Origin of the sequence: Rheinheimera sp. (assembly GCF_037442525.1) — a bacterium.
In the GTDB taxonomy this organism is placed as follows: Bacteria; Pseudomonadota; Gammaproteobacteria; order Enterobacterales; family Alteromonadaceae; genus Pararheinheimera.
In genome coordinates this window covers 96,810-113,408 of record NZ_JBBIQD010000004.1, presented here as the reverse complement: position 1 = coordinate 113,408, position 16,599 = coordinate 96,810, and the positions used below count along the sequence as shown (strand labels likewise).

The 16,599-nt window shown below is 54.8% G+C and carries 13 protein-coding genes; 9 read left to right on the top strand and 4 right to left on the bottom strand.

Annotated elements, in window-relative coordinates; genetic code table 11:
• Position 1: 1 nt before the first annotated feature.
• The 3 genes from WKJ03_RS08830 to WKJ03_RS08820 are packed head-to-tail and all read right to left on the bottom strand — an operon-like array spanning position 2 to position 3,359.
• Positions 2-1,237, bottom strand: coding sequence for a protein-glutamate O-methyltransferase CheR (locus WKJ03_RS08830; protein WP_337841825.1), 1,236 nt, complete (start codon positions 1,235-1,237; stop codon positions 2-4).
• 10 nt (positions 1,238-1,247) lie between these two features.
• Positions 1,248-1,721 (bottom strand): chemotaxis protein CheW, encoded by a 474-nt coding sequence (locus WKJ03_RS08825; protein ID WP_337841824.1) that lies wholly within the window; start codon positions 1,719-1,721, stop codon positions 1,248-1,250.
• Positions 1,722-1,724: 3 nt separating this feature from the next.
• On the bottom strand, positions 1,725-3,359 hold the full coding sequence (locus tag WKJ03_RS08820; RefSeq protein WP_337841823.1) for a methyl-accepting chemotaxis protein: 1,635 nt from the start codon (positions 3,357-3,359) through the stop codon (positions 1,725-1,727).
• A gap of 185 nt (positions 3,360-3,544) precedes the next feature.
• Here WKJ03_RS08820 and WKJ03_RS08815 point away from each other — a divergent pair, with 185 nt between their 5' ends.
• The 9 genes from WKJ03_RS08815 (at position 3,545) to WKJ03_RS08775 (ending at position 13,894) form a co-directional block, all read left to right on the top strand.
• The gene (locus WKJ03_RS08815; RefSeq protein ID WP_337841822.1) at positions 3,545-4,168 is read left to right on the top strand and encodes an Hpt domain-containing protein; all 624 of its coding nucleotides are present in this window, start codon (positions 3,545-3,547) and stop codon (positions 4,166-4,168) included.
• Entirely contained in the window at positions 4,165-4,575 is a 411-nt protein-coding gene (locus tag WKJ03_RS08810; RefSeq protein WP_337841821.1) for a response regulator, read from the top strand. Before WKJ03_RS08815 ends, WKJ03_RS08810 begins: the two co-directional genes overlap by 4 nt.
• Before the next feature lie 62 nt (positions 4,576-4,637).
• Positions 4,638-4,937, top strand: a complete 300-nt coding sequence (locus WKJ03_RS08805; protein ID WP_337841820.1) for a DUF1840 domain-containing protein — start codon at positions 4,638-4,640, stop codon at positions 4,935-4,937.
• A gap of 403 nt (positions 4,938-5,340) precedes the next feature.
• Entirely contained in the window at positions 5,341-7,038 is a 1,698-nt protein-coding gene (gene kdpA / locus WKJ03_RS08800) for a potassium-transporting ATPase subunit KdpA (protein ID WP_337841819.1), read from the top strand.
• 13 nt (positions 7,039-7,051) lie between these two features.
• Complete coding sequence (kdpB, locus tag WKJ03_RS08795; protein WP_337841818.1) at positions 7,052-9,070, top strand: potassium-transporting ATPase subunit KdpB; 2,019 nt, start codon at positions 7,052-7,054, stop codon at positions 9,068-9,070.
• 5 nt (positions 9,071-9,075) lie between these two features.
• Positions 9,076-9,714, top strand: coding sequence for a potassium-transporting ATPase subunit KdpC (kdpC, locus tag WKJ03_RS08790; RefSeq protein WP_337841817.1), 639 nt, complete (start codon positions 9,076-9,078; stop codon positions 9,712-9,714).
• Positions 9,715-9,817: 103 nt separating this feature from the next.
• Entirely contained in the window at positions 9,818-10,537 is a 720-nt protein-coding gene (locus tag WKJ03_RS08785; RefSeq protein ID WP_337841816.1) for a TorF family putative porin, read from the top strand.
• A 15-nt stretch (positions 10,538-10,552) separates the two neighbouring features.
• Entirely contained in the window at positions 10,553-13,213 is a 2,661-nt protein-coding gene (locus WKJ03_RS08780) for a sensor histidine kinase KdpD (RefSeq protein WP_337841815.1), read from the top strand.
• Entirely contained in the window at positions 13,214-13,894 is a 681-nt protein-coding gene (locus tag WKJ03_RS08775; protein WP_337841814.1) for a response regulator, read from the top strand. It begins immediately after the preceding gene.
• Here WKJ03_RS08775 and WKJ03_RS08770 read toward each other — a convergent pair.
• Positions 13,891-16,491: an ATP-binding protein gene (locus tag WKJ03_RS08770; protein WP_337841813.1), complete on the bottom strand. Its 2,601-nt coding sequence runs from the start codon at positions 16,489-16,491 to the stop codon at positions 13,891-13,893. The two genes, WKJ03_RS08775 and WKJ03_RS08770, sit on opposite strands and share 4 nt — an antisense overlap.
• Positions 16,492-16,599: the final 108 nt, after the last annotated feature.

Genomic DNA, 16,599 nt, shown 5'->3' with positions numbered 1-16,599 from the left:
GTTATTTCCTTGGGGTCAGGCGCTGTTCAAAACGTTCCGCCGCCGCATGATCGTTTTGGGCGCGTAATAAGGCGGTCAGTTGTTTCAGTGCCTGAGTATGTAAGGGTTCAATATACAGAGCTTTGCGGTAATACATCTCTGCATTGCCTTTTTGATCCAGACTGTCTGACAACAGACCCCATACATAAAACAGCCGGGCTGACGGGCCGAGCTCTGTCAGAGCCTGTTGGCACAACGCCAGGGCTTGGGTCAGTTGCCCCTGATTGGCCTGTTGTTCAATGTCCTCCAGCAGACCGGTATTTTTCTTCACTGGCACGGCTTGAGGTAACACCTCAGTACGGCCAGGTTTCTGTCTGTGGCCAGCTGGTTTCGCAACAGTTCTGGTGCTTTTATTCAGCGCGGATCCGCTGACAGCCACCAGCAAGGGTTTGGCAACTGCTGTCTGCCGGTTTTTTTCCTGTGGGTTGGCAAAGGCAAAACTGTCGCGTTGGGTCAGGCTGGTCATACCGGCTTTGAGAAAAGCACCGGTTTCGGCCGGACCAGAAAACAGGTAACCGTCAGGCAGCATCAGCTGCCTTAACTGCCGGACCGCCGACTGCTGAGTATTCTGATCGAAATAAATTAACAGGTTACGGCAAAACACCAGATGGTATTTTTTTTGCGGCAGTGTGCTGCTGTCCAATAAGTTGCCATAACGGAAGCTGACGCTTTGGCGCAGATCCGGATGGATCTGATACTGACCACCCCGTGCGGTAAAATAGCGCTCTTTCAGACCTGCCGGGCAACCACGGAACGAATAATCCCGAAACAGCCCCTGCTCAGCCTGCGCCAGCACTTTGGTGTTGATATCCAGGGCATCAATCTGAAACTGATTCGGCTGATAGCCCTGCTGCATCAGGGTGATCGCCAGTGAATAGGGTTCTTCGCCTGTGGAACAGGGTAAACACAACACAGCCAACCTGGCTGACGACTGGCGGGTCAGCAGATGAGAGGCCAGCTCAGCAACCAGACGAAAGGATTCGGGGTAACGGAAAAACCAGGTTTCAGGCACCACCATGGCTTCTACCAGCGAGGTCCACATCGGCTCTGACACGGGCAATTGGTGCTGGTAGTCTGCCAGATTACAGCTGAATTTTTGCAATTCAGCTGACAGCACCCGCTGCAGGGTCTGCCGCCCGACAGAGCGGATATCCATGCCAATGCGTTGTTGCAACAGTTGTTCAATCAGCACTGTCATGGCCACAACCTCAGCGCTGAGCTGGTGGGAATAGCACCTGCTGGACATCGACAGGCAGCAGATCAGCCAGCCGCACCTGCTGGATCAGCCCCAGTCCGTCATGCTGCTGCACCTGTCCCAGATACTGGTGGTCCGGCAGCAGCAGCCTGCTGTCCTGCCACAGCTGGTCCGTCAGACGCTCAAAACGATGCACCTGCTCCAGCAGCAAGCCTAACAACTGCTGTTTGTAATGCACTAACACCAGCCGGGTGCTGGTTTGCCAGCCAGCTTCCCGCTGCAGCAGCCGCTGGTACAGGTCCAGTACTGGCACAGTACTGCCCTGATAATGCAGCAGTCCGGCCACCCAGTGTGGCGCCGCCGGGCATTGTTTCAGCGCAGTCCGGCGCAGCACCACCTGGATCTGCGCGGCTTCAATGGCATACAGATCATGCTGCAGACGAAATAACAAATGCAGACTGCTGCTTGTGGCCGCAGGGGGGATCATGAATCACACCTTAAATCTGTTGACGCCGGAGCGTAATTTACTGGCAATGTCGGTCATATTGTCGACCGTGGCCGTGGTCTGTACCAGAGATTCCACGGTTTGCGAGGTGGCATCTGTCAGTTGGCTCAGCGCCAGGTTAATTTGCTCTGCCCCTTCGGTTTGCTGGCTCATGCCTTCATTCACCTGCTGGATATGGGGGGCCAGCTCCTGAACCTGTTCAATAATCCGCGACAGCTGTTCACTGATATGCACCATATCGGCGGAACCCCGGCGTACTTCTTCCGAAAACTTGTCGATACCCATGACCCCGGCGGCCACTGCAGACTGAATTTCACGTACCATCTGTTCAATATCAAAGGTCGCTATGGCGGTCTGGTCGGCCAGGCGCCGGATCTCGTTGGCCACCACGGTAAACCCTTTGCCATACTCGCCGGCTTTTTCCGCTTCAATAGCCGCATTCAGTGACAGCAGGTTGGTCTGGTCTGCCACTTTCATAATGGTGATCACCACCTGATTAATGCCGGTCGCCCGTTCGTTCAGCAGTGCCAGTTTGCCGGAGACCATCTCTGCGGCAGACGATAACTGGCGCATCACATCATCCATATTGCTGACGGAGGTCTGGCTGGTTTGCGCCAGCCGGGCTGTTTGATCGGCGGTTTCGGCGGTTTCATTCACTGTTTGCAGCAACTGTTTGGCGGTAGCGGCAATTTGTTTGGACGTGGCGCCAATTTCAGCTGTGGTGGCAGCGGTTTCGGTGACTGTGGCCTGTTGTTGTTTCGAGGTGGCAGCCAGCTCGGTAATGGAGGTGGCCAGTTGTACCGCCGAGCCCTGGGTTTGCAGTACCAGCTCTTTCAGTGATTCGGCCATTGAATTAAAGCCTTTGATGATGGTGCCAAATTCGTCGTTGTTGTGCTCTGCAATACGGTGAGTTAACTCGCCTTCCCCCATTTTCTGCATACCGGACAACACAGAGGCGATAGGGGCCATAATGGCGCGGCGCAGGAAAAAGCCACAGGCTAAGGCGATCAGTATGGCCATGAGGATGCCGCTGAACACCACATAGACATTACGTGTAATGCCTGCCTGCAACAAATCCAGATTGGTGTTAAAGCTGTTTTCATTCAGGTTCACCATCTCATTCAGGGTGTCACGTACAGTAAACCAGGCTTGTTTCCCTTGGCTTAATGCGTGAGTGAGTGGTTCATTTGTGACGGCTTCAGTTTGTTTCAGAGTGGTTTTACTGAGCTCAAAATACAGATCCAGCTGATTTTGTAGTTCTTTGTATAGGACACTGTCCTTTTCCAGCGTGATGGTAGTTGCATACTCTTGGTAAGAGGCATGAATATTTTTTTCCATCGACTGGAGCCTGGTGCTGCCACTGGCTAAGACTTGCGCGCTATTTTCAGGTGCCAGTTTCACATCGAGCACAATCTGGTTTAGCTCAGTCCAGTGATCGGCCGTTTCGCGTCGGATATCTCTGGCCATATCCATGCCTTTAAAATCAGATTGTTCAATGGACCTGACATTCGCTTCGTTAATTTGTGCTCTTTGGTAAAACAAAGCGCCACAGAGCATAATGGCACCTACAATCAATAAAAAACTCAGGTAAATACGTTGGCTCAGACTGACATTTTTCATCTGTATTTCCTTTCACAACCTATGTGAATACTCTAAGCAGTTCAACCTGGGATTTCCACATTTATCAGATTAGCGGGTGCAACTTGGGCAAAGAATAGACTGTTCCCGTGCAGGTAACACAGATTTGACCAGGGCCTGCTGTCCGGCACATACTGGACTGAAGGAATAAAAACCGGGAGTCTACTGTGCCACTTAAACTTCTGATCACTGATTTAACTCAGGAAAATTCTTGTTCAGAGGTGGAAGCCAAGCTGCAATCCGCCGGTTACAAAACCACCTTGGCAACCAGCCTGACTCAGGGCGTGGAGTTGGCGCTGGTGAGTCATTTTGATGCCATGTTATGCCTGGCGGATGGGCCCCAGCCAAGCCTGAACGAAAATCTGCACCTGATCCGGCAGGCCGGTTACGATATTCCGCTGGCGATCTTGTGTTGGGAACCCTGCCATGTGCCTGCGGCCACCCAGCATTATATGGCGCCCTGGAACTGGGCTGAGATCCACGCCTGGCTGGGCTCGCTGACCCGGATTAAACTGCAGAAAATGTCGGTACCGGATGATTTGCAGCAGCTGTTTTTGAAATCGCTGACTCAGGCGGGCATTGAGCTGGAAGTGGCCTTGGTGGCCGACGACTGGTTGACCATCAAACATATTGTGCACCGGCTCAAAGGCAATGCCGCCTGTTTTGGTGAAGGCGAAGTGACAGCTCTGGCCAACGAGCTTCAGCTGTTATGGGAAGAACAAAAAATTCAGCCGCAGGCTGAACAGCTCGGGCCTTTGCTTGCCGCCCTGAAAAGCAGGGGTACTTTATGAGGCGTGAGACCCACACCGTATTATTGGTGGACGATCAGGAGTTTACCCGCCAGCTGTTGCAAAATAATCTGACGCATCTGAAGCTTGAAGCCCGGCTGGAAAAGTACATCTGGAGTTTTCAGCATGCGCACAACGCTTCCTTGGCCCTGAAACTGTTTAACATGTATCAGCCAGAACTGGTGTTTCTGGATATTGAGCTACCTGATCAGTCAGGTTTGCAGTTATTACGTCGTTTTAAGGAAATTAACCCGGATTGTTTTGTGGTGATGGTCAGTGGGGTGAGTACGCTCAACAATGTGAAAGAGAGTATCAGTAGCGGCGCTTCCTCTTTTGTAGTGAAACCTTTTTTTGGGGAAAAGATTTTGTCGGTGCTGAGCAAATTCAAACAGCACTGCGCCAAAGCCTGACCGCCTTCACGACTTTCGCCAAAGCGCTCTATACTCGTTTTATAGTGGATGCGGAGGTGGGTATGTTAGTCACTTTTTATTCAAAAAATTCAGCCCCTGTCACCATGTTTGGTCAGGTTGCTGTCCAGTTGCTGCATATGCTTGGCCACAGCGGTAAAGTACCGGGCGCGTTTTACGCAGAAGATGTTGCTGCTCATTTAGCCAGCCTGCAAGACAAACTGCAGCACTGGCCGGAAGAAAGCGCCATCGCCAAAACCGGCCATGAGCCGGATGCGCCTGTCAGTTTACGCCACCGTGCTGTGCCTTTGATTGAACTGCTGCAAAGCGCTGTGCAGGGCGGCAATAATGTCAGTTGGGAGTAGACAAAGGTAACAGAAGGTAATTTTTTGTTGATACCGGTATCAATTGACCTGGAATAGTGCGCAACAACACCCCTCCCGCTAGCCGTCAGATCAGCGCCCTGTGAGGGGTTAGTTTTTTGCGGCACAGCAAAAGGAATGCAGTTCACAAAATCTCCTCTCCTGAATGCAGAACTAAGCCTGCCTGGTCCATCGCCGGATACGTTCTTTTTCTTTTTTTACGATCTCTTTACGCCCTGAGCCCAAAGCCCTCTGGAGACTTTACGGCCGGTTTTTTTAAGCTTGATGTGATGTTGTTTAACTAAGGATCAGGCGTATGAGCTGGTTGTTATTGCTGTTGGTGGTGGTGCTGGGTGCGCTGCTGTGTTACGCCATGATGGCTCCTGAAAAGTTTTAAGGAGCCATCATGGAAATTCTGTTGATTCTGACGCTGGCGTTACTGCTGGCCTGGCCTTTGGGCCTGTATATGACCGGGATTTTTTCCGGCCAGGCGCATTGGTCGGACCGGTTGTTTTTACCGCTGGAAAACGCCCTCTTTAAGGTGCTGGGCGTCAACCCGCTGCAGGGGATGAACTGGAAACAGTACGGGGTCGCTTTTTTGCTGACCAACCTGGTGCTGGGTCTGATTGCCTTTGTGCTGTTGCTGGTGCAGCACCAGTTACCGCTGAACCCGGATGGTGTGGGCCCGCTGAGCTGGGATTTAGCGCTGCATACGGCGGTATCCTTTTTAACCAATACCAACCAGCAGCACTATTCCGGCCAGGCGCAACTGACCCTGTTCAGCCAGTCGGTGGTCCTGGTGACGCTGCAATTTGTCACCCCCGCTTTTGGCCTGGCGATTTGCCTGGCGGTGCTGCGCGGTTTAACGGGCGGCCGCAATCAAGAGCAGGCCAAAGAAGGTGATGAACGGGACCTTGGCAACTTCTATCAGGACACTGTGCGTTCTGTGCTGCGCCTGTTGTTGCCTTTGGCCGCTATGCTGGCGCTGGCGTTAGCCAGTCAGGGGGTGCCTGCCAGTTACAGCAAAGCACAACAGGTGGAGTTACTGCAGCCCACCGGGCAAATGCAGCAGCAACACATTCCGCTGGGGCCTGTGTCGGCTATGGTGGCTATTAAACAGCTGGGCACCAATGGGGGCGGTTGGTATGGGCCGAACAGCGCCAACCCGCTGGAAAACCCGACACCGGTCAGTAACGCGTTGCAAAGCATTGCGATAGTGCTAATCCCGATGGCCGTGGTCTTTATGGCCGGGGGGTTGCTGCGTAACCATGGTTTTGCCCGGATGAGCCTGGGGGTGATGGGTCTGCTTTGTGTGCTGGGTATTGGGGCTGCCGTCTGGAGTGAACAACAACAGAATGCCGCTTTTGTCGGTCTGGCTGCAGAGCAAGGCAATATGGAAGGTAAAGAGGTGCGTTTTGGCACCGACTTGTCGGCGCTTTGGGCCAACCTGACCACCCAGACCTCCAATGGCTCCGTCAATGCGATGCATGATTCACTGAATCCTGTGGCAGGGCTGGTGACCCGCGCCAATATGCTGATCAATGCCATCTGGGGTGGGATTGGCTGTGGTTTTGTTAACTTTATGGTGTATGTCTGGCTGGCGGTGTTTCTGGCGGGCCTGATGATTGGCCGTACGCCGGAAATCTTTGGCCGTAAGCTGGAAAAAACCGAAATCAGCTGGCTGGGTGTGTTGTTGGTGTTGCCCAGCCTGGTGATCCTGACCTTTACCGCTATCACTGTGGCTATTCCTGCGATTACAGGCAACAGCAACCCCGGCCTGCATGGCATCAGCCAGGTGTTTTATGAGTACACCTCTGCCTTTGCCAACAACGGCTCTGGTTTTGAAGGTTTGGGCGACAACACCTTGTGGTGGAACCTGAGCACAGTGATCACCCTGATTCTGGGCCGTTACCTGCCGCTGTTGATCCCTCTGCTGGTGGCTGGCCGTCTGGCCAGTAAACGTCTGGTTCCGCAAAGCGCGGCGACCTTACCGCTGAACAGCCTGGTGTTTGCGGTCACCCTGGTCACAGTGATCCTGGTGCTGAATTTCCTGTCGTTTTTACCTTCTATGGTGCTTGGCCCAATCGGCGAAGCGCTGCAATAACGCGGAGTTATCTATGAGTACTGCAGTTTTAGTCAGTAAAGATCAGCTGAAACAGGCCAGTCGGGATGCCTGGGTACGGTTGCACCCCAAATGGGCCGCACGTAATCCGGTGATGTTGCTGGTCTGGGTCGGCACCCTGGTTGCTTTGTTATTAACGGGCAAAACGCTGGTACAGGGCAGCAACGCCGGCTTTGAGCTGGTGTCCAGTCTGGTGCTGTTATTTACCCTGTGGTTTGCCAATTTTGCCGAGGCCATTGCCGAAGCCCGTGGCCGGGCTCAGGCGTCCAGCCTGAAAGCCACCCGCCGCGATTTAATTGCACTGCGCCTGCTGGACAATGGCCAAATCCATCAGCAAAACGCCAGTCAGCTGAAAGCCGGTGATCTGGTGCTGGTCCGGGCCGGTCAGCTGGTACCGGCCGATGGCGAAATTATCCAGGGTGTGGCCACCATCAATGAATCGGCCCTGACCGGGGAGTCTGCCCCTGTGTTGCGTGAAGCCGGGACCGATCACTCCGGGGTGATCGCCGGCACCACAGTGCTGACCGGTGAAATCAAGGTTCAGGTGACGGCAGAAGCCGGTCATAGCTTTCTTGACAAAATGATCAGTCTGGTCGAAGGCAGTAACAGACAAAAAACACCGAACGAGCTGGCGCTGACTGTGTTGCTGGCGGCACTGACGCTGGTGTTTCTGATTGCGGTGGCGACTCTGCCTGCGCTGGCTGGTTTTGTTGGTATTGAACTGGACCTGCTGATGCTGATTGCGCTGTTGGTCTGTTTAATTCCGACCACCATTGCCGGATTATTGCCCGCTATTGGTATTGCCGGGATGAACAGAGCGCTGGCCGCCAATGTGCTGGCAAAATCCGGTAAAGCGGTGGAAGTGGCGGGTGACATCGATACCCTGCTGCTGGACAAAACCGGCACCATTACCTTTGGTGACCGTCAGGCCACCGCCTTTTTCGCCCTGCCTGGTATCAGTCAGTTGGAACTGATGCAGGCGACCCAGCTGTGTTCACTGCAAGACCCGACCCCTGAAGGTAAATCTGTGGTGCGGCTGGCGCAGGAGCTGGGGGTAACAGCGCAGAGTCTGCCGGACAATGCCGAGTTTATTCCGTTCAGTGCCCATACCCGCTTGTCCGGCGTGCAGCTGGATAATGGCGACGCCGTGATGAAAGGTGCCGCAGACGCAGCAAAAAAATGGGCACAAAGCCGGGGGTTGGCAGTGCCAAATGCACTGGAGCCGCTGGTCAGCAAAGTAGCCCGTCAGGGGGCCACTCCCCTGGTGGTGGTGAATCAACGCCATGTTCTGGGGGTGATCCAGCTGTCGGACGTGATTAAGCCTGGGGTGGCCGGACGTTTTGCCAAACTGCGGGCTATGGGGGTGCGCACTGTGATGGTCACAGGCGACAACCCGGTGACGGCCGGCGCTATTGCTGCTGTGGCCGGGGTGGATGACTTTATCGCCGAAGCCAAACCTGAAGACAAACTGGCGCTGATCCGCAAAGAACAGGCTGCTGGCCGGCTGGTGGCCATGGTTGGGGATGGCACCAACGACGCGCCGGCGCTGGCTCAGGCGGACGTGGGTCTGGCGATGAACAGCGGTACTCAGGCCGCCAAAGAAGCAGGCAATATGGTGGATTTGGATTCAGACCCGACCAAACTGCTGGCTGTGGTGGAAGTGGGCAAACAATTGCTGGTAACCCGTGGCGCTTTAACCACCTTCTCCTTAGCCAACGATATTGCCAAGTACTTTGTGATTGTGCCGGCTGTATTTGCCAGTGCGCTGCCGGGGATTGGCGCTTTGAACATTATGCAGCTGCCCGACCCTGAACTGGCGGTGCTGTCGGCACTGATTTTTAATGCGTTAATTATTCCAGCCTTAATACCGCTGGCGTTAAAAGGCGTGACGATAAAGGCGAAGTCAGCCGCACAGCTGCTGCGTAACAATATGCTGGTGTTTGGTCTGGGCGGTATTCTGCTGCCATTTGTGGCGATCAAACTGATTGATATGTTCCTGAATGTTCTCTGGTGATGGTCATGACAAACTCAATGAAAACGGCGCAAATCAGCCAATCTTTCCAAAGCACGCACTCTGCTTCCAACTGGCGGCCGGCACTCACCTTATCTGCACTGATGTTATGGATTTGTGGTGGCTTGTACAGCGCCAGCCTGACTTCTGTGGCAGGGCTGCTGTTTCCACAGCAGGCGACGGGGTCCATACTGCAGCACAATGGCAAAGCCGTGGGGTCGGTTCAGGTGGCACAGCCCTTTACTGCGGCCACTTATCTGCACAGCAGACCCAGCAGTGTGGGTTATGACCCTATGGCGACGGGGGGCAGCAATATGGCGCCGGACAATCCGGCGTTGCGTGAACGGGTGGCGGCAGAGTCACAGCGTCTGACCGCCCTGTATCAGGTGAGCGCGGCAGAGTTGCCGGTGGATTTACTGGCCAGCTCCGGTGCTGGCCTGGACCCGCATATCAGCCCAGCAGCAGCGCAACTGCAACTGGCGCGAATTGCAGAAGCCCGCGGCCAGCAACTGTCAGTGCTGCAAGCGCTGCTGACGAAGCAGACTGAACAAAAACAGTGGGGTTTTTTTGGTCAGCCCAGGGTCAATGTTCTGCAATTTAACCTGGCATTGGATCAGCAGTTTCCGCTCGCAGCCAGCCAACCCTAACCCGGTTTTCGCTGCAGGGTAACGGGAAGCTGCAGCGCTGCCTGGTCTTGTGCTGGTCTGGAACAAGGCCGGGCAGGTTTTTCCCGGCAATCAAGGATAAATCATGATGTTGAAATCAATGTTGGCAGCCGCTTTGTGTTCTGTGCTGCCTGTTGCTGTGTCGGCAGCCCCGGTGCAAAGTTCTGGCAACCTGACGCTGGTGTCGGACTATCTTTACCGCGGTATTTCACAAACCAACGAAGGGCCAGCCCTGCAGGGGCAACTGACCCTGAATCAACAGGATGGCTGGTACCTGACAGCCTGGGGCTCCAATATCAAATTCGGCGATGGCAGCCTGGAGCTGGACCTGTCCGCTGGCCGCACTTTTGCACTGAACGATGAGTGGACGCTCGACCTGGGGTTAATGAAATACTTTTATCCCAAAGGCCATAACAGCAGCAATGGCTATAACTTTGTGGAGGCCTATGGCAAGCTGATTTATGGTCAGGCCAGTCTGATGTTGGCGGTGACAGACGACTATTTTGGCACCGGCGTGTCGTCTTTCGCCTACCTGAGTGGAGATTACACTCAGGATTTAACTGACCATCTGCAGCTGGTCTGGCATCTTGGCTACAACCATTTTGACAGCGCTGACGATTTTCAGTTGTTTTTAGGTGCTGCAGAGCCGGATGACTCTTCCTATCTGGATTGGAGTCTGAAGCTGCAAACCAGCTGGGCTGATATGCAATGGGCTGTCGCTTATGCCGACACCTCGGTCAGCTCAGCGGCCTGCAGCGCGCTTTGCGATAAGCGCTGGGTACTCAGTGCCAGTAAAAGCTTTTAATCCGGAGTCAGAATAATGAATGCCGATCCGCGCCGCCAGCAAGCCGACGCGCTGCTGAAAAACCTGCAGCAGACACAAGGCGGGCAACTCAAAATATTTCTGGGTGCAGCGCCTGGTGTAGGTAAAACCTGCGCCATGCTGAATGCGGCGCGTGAGCGGCAACAACAAGGCTGCAAGGTGGTGGTGGGGCTGGTGGAAACCCATGGCCGTGCCGACACTGAACAGCTGTTGCAAGGCTTTGAATTATTGCCACGGCGTGAGCTGAATTATCAGGGCCAAAGCCTGACCGAATTTGATCTCGATGCGGCGCTGGCACAAAAGCCGGAACTGCTGCTGGTGGATGAACTGGCACATACCAATGTGCCGGGCAGCCGGCATAAACGCCGTTATCAGGACATTGCCGAATTACTGGCGGCGGGCATCGATGTGTACACCACATTAAATGTGCAGCATATTGCCAGCCTGAACGACCTGTTATTGCAAATTACCGGTATCCGGGTACGGGAAACGGTGCCGGATGCCTTTATCGACAGTGCCCAGCAGCTGGTGTTTGTTGATTTGGCACCCAACCATTTGCTGGAACGCCTGGCTCAGGGCAAAGTCTATCTTGCTTCTGTGGCGGCTCAGGCGCAGCAGCAGTTTTTCCAGCTGGAAAGCCTGACTGCGTTGCGTGAACTGGCGATGAAAAGGGTGATGAACCATGTGGACAGCCAGCTGAAAACTGAACAGCAGGCGAAAGCCCGCCATAACGATTACCTGCTGCAGGACAAGCTGCTGGTGCTGATCTCCAACCGGCGTGACCATGAGTACCTGATCCGGGCCGGGCGGCGGGTGGCGGAAAAACGCCAAATTCCCTGGCTGGTGGTTTGGGTCGATACCGGCGCCTTGCAAACTCCTCAGGCTCAGCAGCGGCTGCAATCGGCTTTTGAGCTGGCACGGGAGCTGGGGGCTCAAACGGACATTTTGCGTGGCCCTTCAACCTACCAGATGGTGTTGCCTTATATTTCTGACCAGCGCATCAATACCGTCTTGGTTGGCGCCGGTCAGAAAAGACGTTGGTTGCCCTGGCGCCAGCCTTTGTATCAGCAACTGATCCGCAGTGGCTTGCCACTGGAAGTATCGGTGTTTCGTGCCACTGAACGTGACAAATCGGCGGTGACGCCGCCTGCGGCGCCGCTGTTCGGCCAAAAAGCCGGTTACATGTTTGGTGTATTGACCACAGCGCTGGCCAGTGTGGTCAGCGTCGGACTGCAGACTGTGTTGCCCAGCGGCAACCTGGTGCTGATTTATGTGCTGGCTGTGGTCAGCTGTGGCCTGAAATACGGCGCCCGGCCAGCGCTTTTTACTGCCTTATTGGGTTTTGTCAGCTTTAACTTCTTTTTGACGGAGCCTTATTTCACCCTGAATGTGAACAAAGGCGATGACGTAGCCACCCTGGTATTTATGTTGCTGATTGGCCTGGTCTGTGGCCCGGCGGCTTCGCGTATCCGCCAGCAGTTGCTGTTGCTGAACGCCGCCAACAGACGCAGTGAACTGCAACGGGATTTTGCCCGTCAGCTGACACTGGTGCACCAGCAACAGGACTTATGGCGTTGTCTGGCCAGTCAGCTGAAACAGGCGCTGGGCTGCCCTGTTCACCTGCTGTACTGGCCGGATGAAAGCGCTGCTATTGAGCCGGTGCCGGAGCAACCTCTGCTGGCGCTGGACTGGGCGGTAGTGGACTGGTGCCGCCGCCATCAGCAAACGGCAGGCCGCTTCAGTCAGACGCTGAATGCCAGCCGCTGGACAGCACTGCCGCTGCAATCTGACCAACAAACAGTCGCGGTTATGTTGGTTGATTTTCCGGCCTCCGTAGCGGTTCTGCGGCCAGATGAGCACGACTTAATGCAGAGTTTTTGCCAGCAGGCCGTGCAGGTCTGGCAACGCCTGCAAATCAGCTCAGAGCTGGAAAGCTCCAGAGTCAAAGCGGAGATGGAGCAACTGCGCTCAGCCTTGTTGTCGTCGGTGTCCCACGATTTACGGTCGCCGCTGGCGGCCATGATGGGCTCAGCCGAAAGCCTGCAGATGCTGGATGGGCAGTTATCGCCCGACGACCGGCATGAACTGCTGCAGACTATTTTGCTGGAGAGTCAGCGGCTGGATCGCTATATCCAGAACCTGCTGGATATGACCCGCTTGGGCCATGGTGGCCTCAAGCTGCAACGGGACTGGGTGGCACTGGATGATATTATTGCCAGCGCCCGGCAGCGGCTGAAACGTTTTTTCCCGCAGCAGGAGTTGTGGTACCAGACAGAAACCGACTTGCCACTACTGTATGTGCATGCCGCATTGCTGGAGCAGGCGCTGTTTAATATTCTGGAAAACGCTGCCAAATACAGCCCGCCGGATCAGGCCATCAAAATCTGGGCCCGCGCCAACAGCGAACAGCTGTGTATTGAAATTGAAGACAGCGGCCCGGGTATCCCGGCGGCACTGCGGGAAAAAGTCTTTGATATGTTTTATGTGGTGGCTGACGGCGACAGCAAAAGGCACAATACCGGCATGGGGCTGGCGATTTGCCGTGGTATGGTGGGCGCTCACGGCGGCTCCGTGGTGGCCACTGCGGCCCGGTCCGGCAGCGGTTCGCGTTTTGTGATTGAACTGCCGCTTTCCAGTAACAGTAAGAGTATGGACTAGTTGAACGCACGAATTCTGATTATTGATGATGAAGCTCAAATCCGAAAAATGCTGCGTATTGCGCTGAAAAGTGTTGGATATGAGGTGATTGAGGCAGAAACGGCTGAAGTTGGTCTGGCCGCTTTAGTGCGGCAGCAGCCGGAGCTGGTGATCCTGGACTTAGGCCTGCCGGACGGCGATGGTCAGCAGTTGCTGGCCGAGATCCGTACTTTCAGTCAGGTGCCTGTGATGGTGCTGTCGGTGCGGCAGTCTGATACCGATAAAGTCAAGGCGTTGGACCATGGCGCGCAGGACTATGTCACCAAGCCCTTCAGTATGGAAGAGCTGCTGGCGCGGGTGCGGGCTCAACTGCGCGACCGGCTGCCCACAGTGGTGCAGAAAAGCCTGACTGACGGCGTGCTGGAGATTGATTTAAGCCGGCGGCTGGTACTGCTGCGCCAGCAGCAGGTGGATTTAACCCCGAAAGAATATGCGGTACTGGCCATGCTGGCGCGGCATCCGAATTGTGTGATAACCCAGACACAACTGCTGGAGCAGGTCTGGGGGCCCAGCCACAAGGAAGACAGCCATTATCTGCGGATAGTGATTAGCCATTTACGGCAAAAACTGGGGGATGACCCGACTGAACCCCATTACCTCAAGACCGAAGCCGGTATTGGTTACCGGCTGGTGCTGGGTTAGTTTTGCGCCTGCGGATAGAGCGGAAACCACAAAATAAAGGTGGTGCCGACACCGATTTCTGATTCGAAATCGATGCGGCCCTGCATCATTTCCACCAGGGTTTTGCTGATATTGAGCCCAAGGCCAGAACCCTGATTACTGCGGCTGTCGGAGCTGTCAGCCTGGGCAAATTTGTCGAATATTTTGCTGCGAAAGGATTCGGCAATACCACAACCTTTGTCCTGCACCCGGATTTCAATGCCTTGCCCGGCCCGCTGATAACTTAACCACACAGTGGCATGGCTGGGAGAAAATTTCACCGCATTGGAAATCAGGTTCGACAGCACCTGCAACAACCTGAATTTGTCCAGATACAGGTGGGATCTGTGTAATTCCGGGCCTGTTTTCAGGCTTAGCTGCACCTGATACTGATCGGCATAGGCCTGGTTTTGCTGCAATGCTTCACGCATCAGCTCGGTAATATCCACTGCAGTGGTTTGCAGCTTTAACTGACCAAACTCCAGTTTTTCAATATCCAGAATGTCGTTGACCAGCCGGGTCAGCCGGTCGGTATTCAGTTTGGCGATTTGTACCAGTTGCGCGGCCTGGGGCGGCAAGGGACCAGTGACGCCACCAGCCAGCAAGCCCAATGAGCCTTTGATGGAGGTCAGTGGTGTCCGCAGTTCATGGCTGACGGTGGAGATAAAATCGTTTTTCATCCGTTCCACTTTTTTGCGCTCGCGCAGGTCGTGCAACATCAGAGTGAACAGATGTTTATCGGCCAGATCGACCCGGCTTAAACCGAGTTCTAACGGCAACTGATCGCCATTCTGATGCAGGCCTGTCAGCTCATGCATTTGCCCTACCCATTGCTGCAGTTGCTCCAGGCGCAAGGGTTGCAGCAACTGATGCTCGTTGTGCTCGGGCAAGGTGGCCAGCAGCTTACTGACCGGTGCCTTGAGCAATTCGGCAGCCGGATAACCAAATAAAGCCGATGTTTCCTTATTGACGCGCTCAATCAGGCCCTGATGGTCGACGATGATGATGGACTCGTTTGCATTGTCCAGGATGGAGCTCAGCTCTTTGGTACGTTGCGCGATCAGATGCTCTGTACGGGCAGAACGACCGGTCAGGATCAGTAAAAACACCCCCAATAAACTGCACAGAACCAGGCCGCCCGCCAGCACATACCAGCTGTGCATGCCGGAGTGTCGGTCCAGAAACTGCTGGCTGGGTTGCAGCCGCAGTTCCACCGAACGTCCGGCAAAGGACCAAATTTGATTCCAGTCCAGGTAGCGGGCATAAGCGGGCAGGGCCGCGGGCTGGTTGTGGTAATAAAGGTGGCTGGCCAATTCTTTGAGCGTCAGATGAAAGTTGTAGGTGTCAAATTGCTTCAGGCTGGCATTCACCAGTAAATCGGTACGAAAAACCCCGCAGATAAAGCCAGACAACTGCTGCCAGCGCTGCTCCGGGGTGAGCAGCGGACGGCCAGCTTTGAATATCGGAATAAAGATCAGTGCTGCAGGTTCGCCGGTCAGCAACTGAACCGGAGTGGTCATGCTGACCTGCCCTGAGAACACTGCGTAGTCCATGGCTTCTCGGCGTTGGGATTCTGACCACATATTCAGGCCTATCCTGGAGGTTTCTCCTGTGATGGTGGCGGTCAGCCGGATAATGGCGGCATAAGGCTGGGAGTCATCCGCACCGAAATTGCGCAGCACAATGGATGCGGGTAACTGACTGAGCTGGTCCTGATGCAGCCACTGCAGATAATCAAAGGACAGCACTCCGGCTTCGCTCCAGTTGTACCCGGCTAAAAACTGGCTGAACTGCTGTTGGGTCAGTTGTGGATTTAATGCCAGCAAGGACGACAGGGCCTGCATCTGTTGCAGTACCTTGCTGACTCTGAACTGAAACGAGCTGCTGACCTGCTTGGCCTGTTCAAAGAATTGCTGCCGGGTATTGTCCTGATGCTGTTGTTGCACCCTGCTGAACAGCGCTGTCACCAGCAACATGCTGATGAGCAGAGGCAGGCCCAGAGTCAGCATACGGGGTTGCCAGATACTGCGGGGTTTAGCCAGCAGGACAAAAACCAAAGGGACAAACAGCGTGACACCAAGTGCGTCACCGATCCACCAGGTCAGCCAGGTGATACTGAGCTGGCCAGCACTGATTTGGTTCCCATACAGCAACAACAGGGTGGACAGGCTGGCGCTGAGCAGACAACTGACCGGGCCTGCCAATACCACCAGCCCGAGAATACTGCGCTCAAAGGTCAGGGCCGGGTGGAAACTGGCGTAACGCCGCACCAGAAAGACGGCAAGGGCCACGGTCAGGCTGGTGCTGCAGGCGATGCCACAGGGGATCCACCATGTCAGAGCCGGCGCCGTGCTGAAGTTTAATAAAAAGGAACCAAGCCAGACGGCTGGCAGAATGCGATAGCCCCATAACAACGTCAGAGCCACGGCTACACCCACAGGTGGAAAAATCGCAGTGGCAAAACCTGGAGCAATAGCCAGCAATAAAGCCGCGTGCCCCAGCGCCAGATAACTCAGCACCATGGCGGCAACCTGGCCACAGGCACGCAATAAATTGGAGTTCAGCAAAGGCAAGGTCATCAGGCGAAGGTGCTATCTGGGTTGATCGGACTGCAGTTTTCAGCTTACTCCGCTTTTACAGGAACACAACAACTGCATTTGCAATTCGTGCACTGTTCACGCTGACCG

Excerpts from the sequence above, each read along its gene's own strand:
- WKJ03_RS08825 (WP_337841824.1), bottom strand. The coding sequence starts at position 1,721 with ATGATCCCCCCTGCGGCCACAAGCAGCAGTCTGCATTTGTTATTTCGT.
- kdpB (WP_337841818.1), top strand. The coding sequence starts at position 7,052 with ATGAGTACTGCAGTTTTAGTCAGTAAAGATCAGCTGAAACAGGCCAGT.
- WKJ03_RS08780 (WP_337841815.1), top strand. The coding sequence starts at position 10,553 with ATGAATGCCGATCCGCGCCGCCAGCAAGCCGACGCGCTGCTGAAAAAC.
- kdpA (WP_337841819.1), top strand. The coding sequence starts at position 5,341 with ATGGAAATTCTGTTGATTCTGACGCTGGCGTTACTGCTGGCCTGGCCT.
- WKJ03_RS08805 (WP_337841820.1), top strand. The coding sequence starts at position 4,638 with ATGTTAGTCACTTTTTATTCAAAAAATTCAGCCCCTGTCACCATGTTT.
- WKJ03_RS08770 (WP_337841813.1), bottom strand. The coding sequence starts at position 16,491 with ATGACCTTGCCTTTGCTGAACTCCAATTTATTGCGTGCCTGTGGCCAG.
- WKJ03_RS08810 (WP_337841821.1), top strand. The coding sequence starts at position 4,165 with ATGAGGCGTGAGACCCACACCGTATTATTGGTGGACGATCAGGAGTTT.
- kdpC (WP_337841817.1), top strand. The coding sequence starts at position 9,076 with ATGACAAACTCAATGAAAACGGCGCAAATCAGCCAATCTTTCCAAAGC.
- WKJ03_RS08830 (WP_337841825.1), bottom strand. The coding sequence starts at position 1,237 with ATGACAGTGCTGATTGAACAACTGTTGCAACAACGCATTGGCATGGAT.
- WKJ03_RS08785 (WP_337841816.1), top strand. The coding sequence starts at position 9,818 with ATGATGTTGAAATCAATGTTGGCAGCCGCTTTGTGTTCTGTGCTGCCT.
- WKJ03_RS08820 (WP_337841823.1), bottom strand. The coding sequence starts at position 3,359 with ATGAAAAATGTCAGTCTGAGCCAACGTATTTACCTGAGTTTTTTATTG.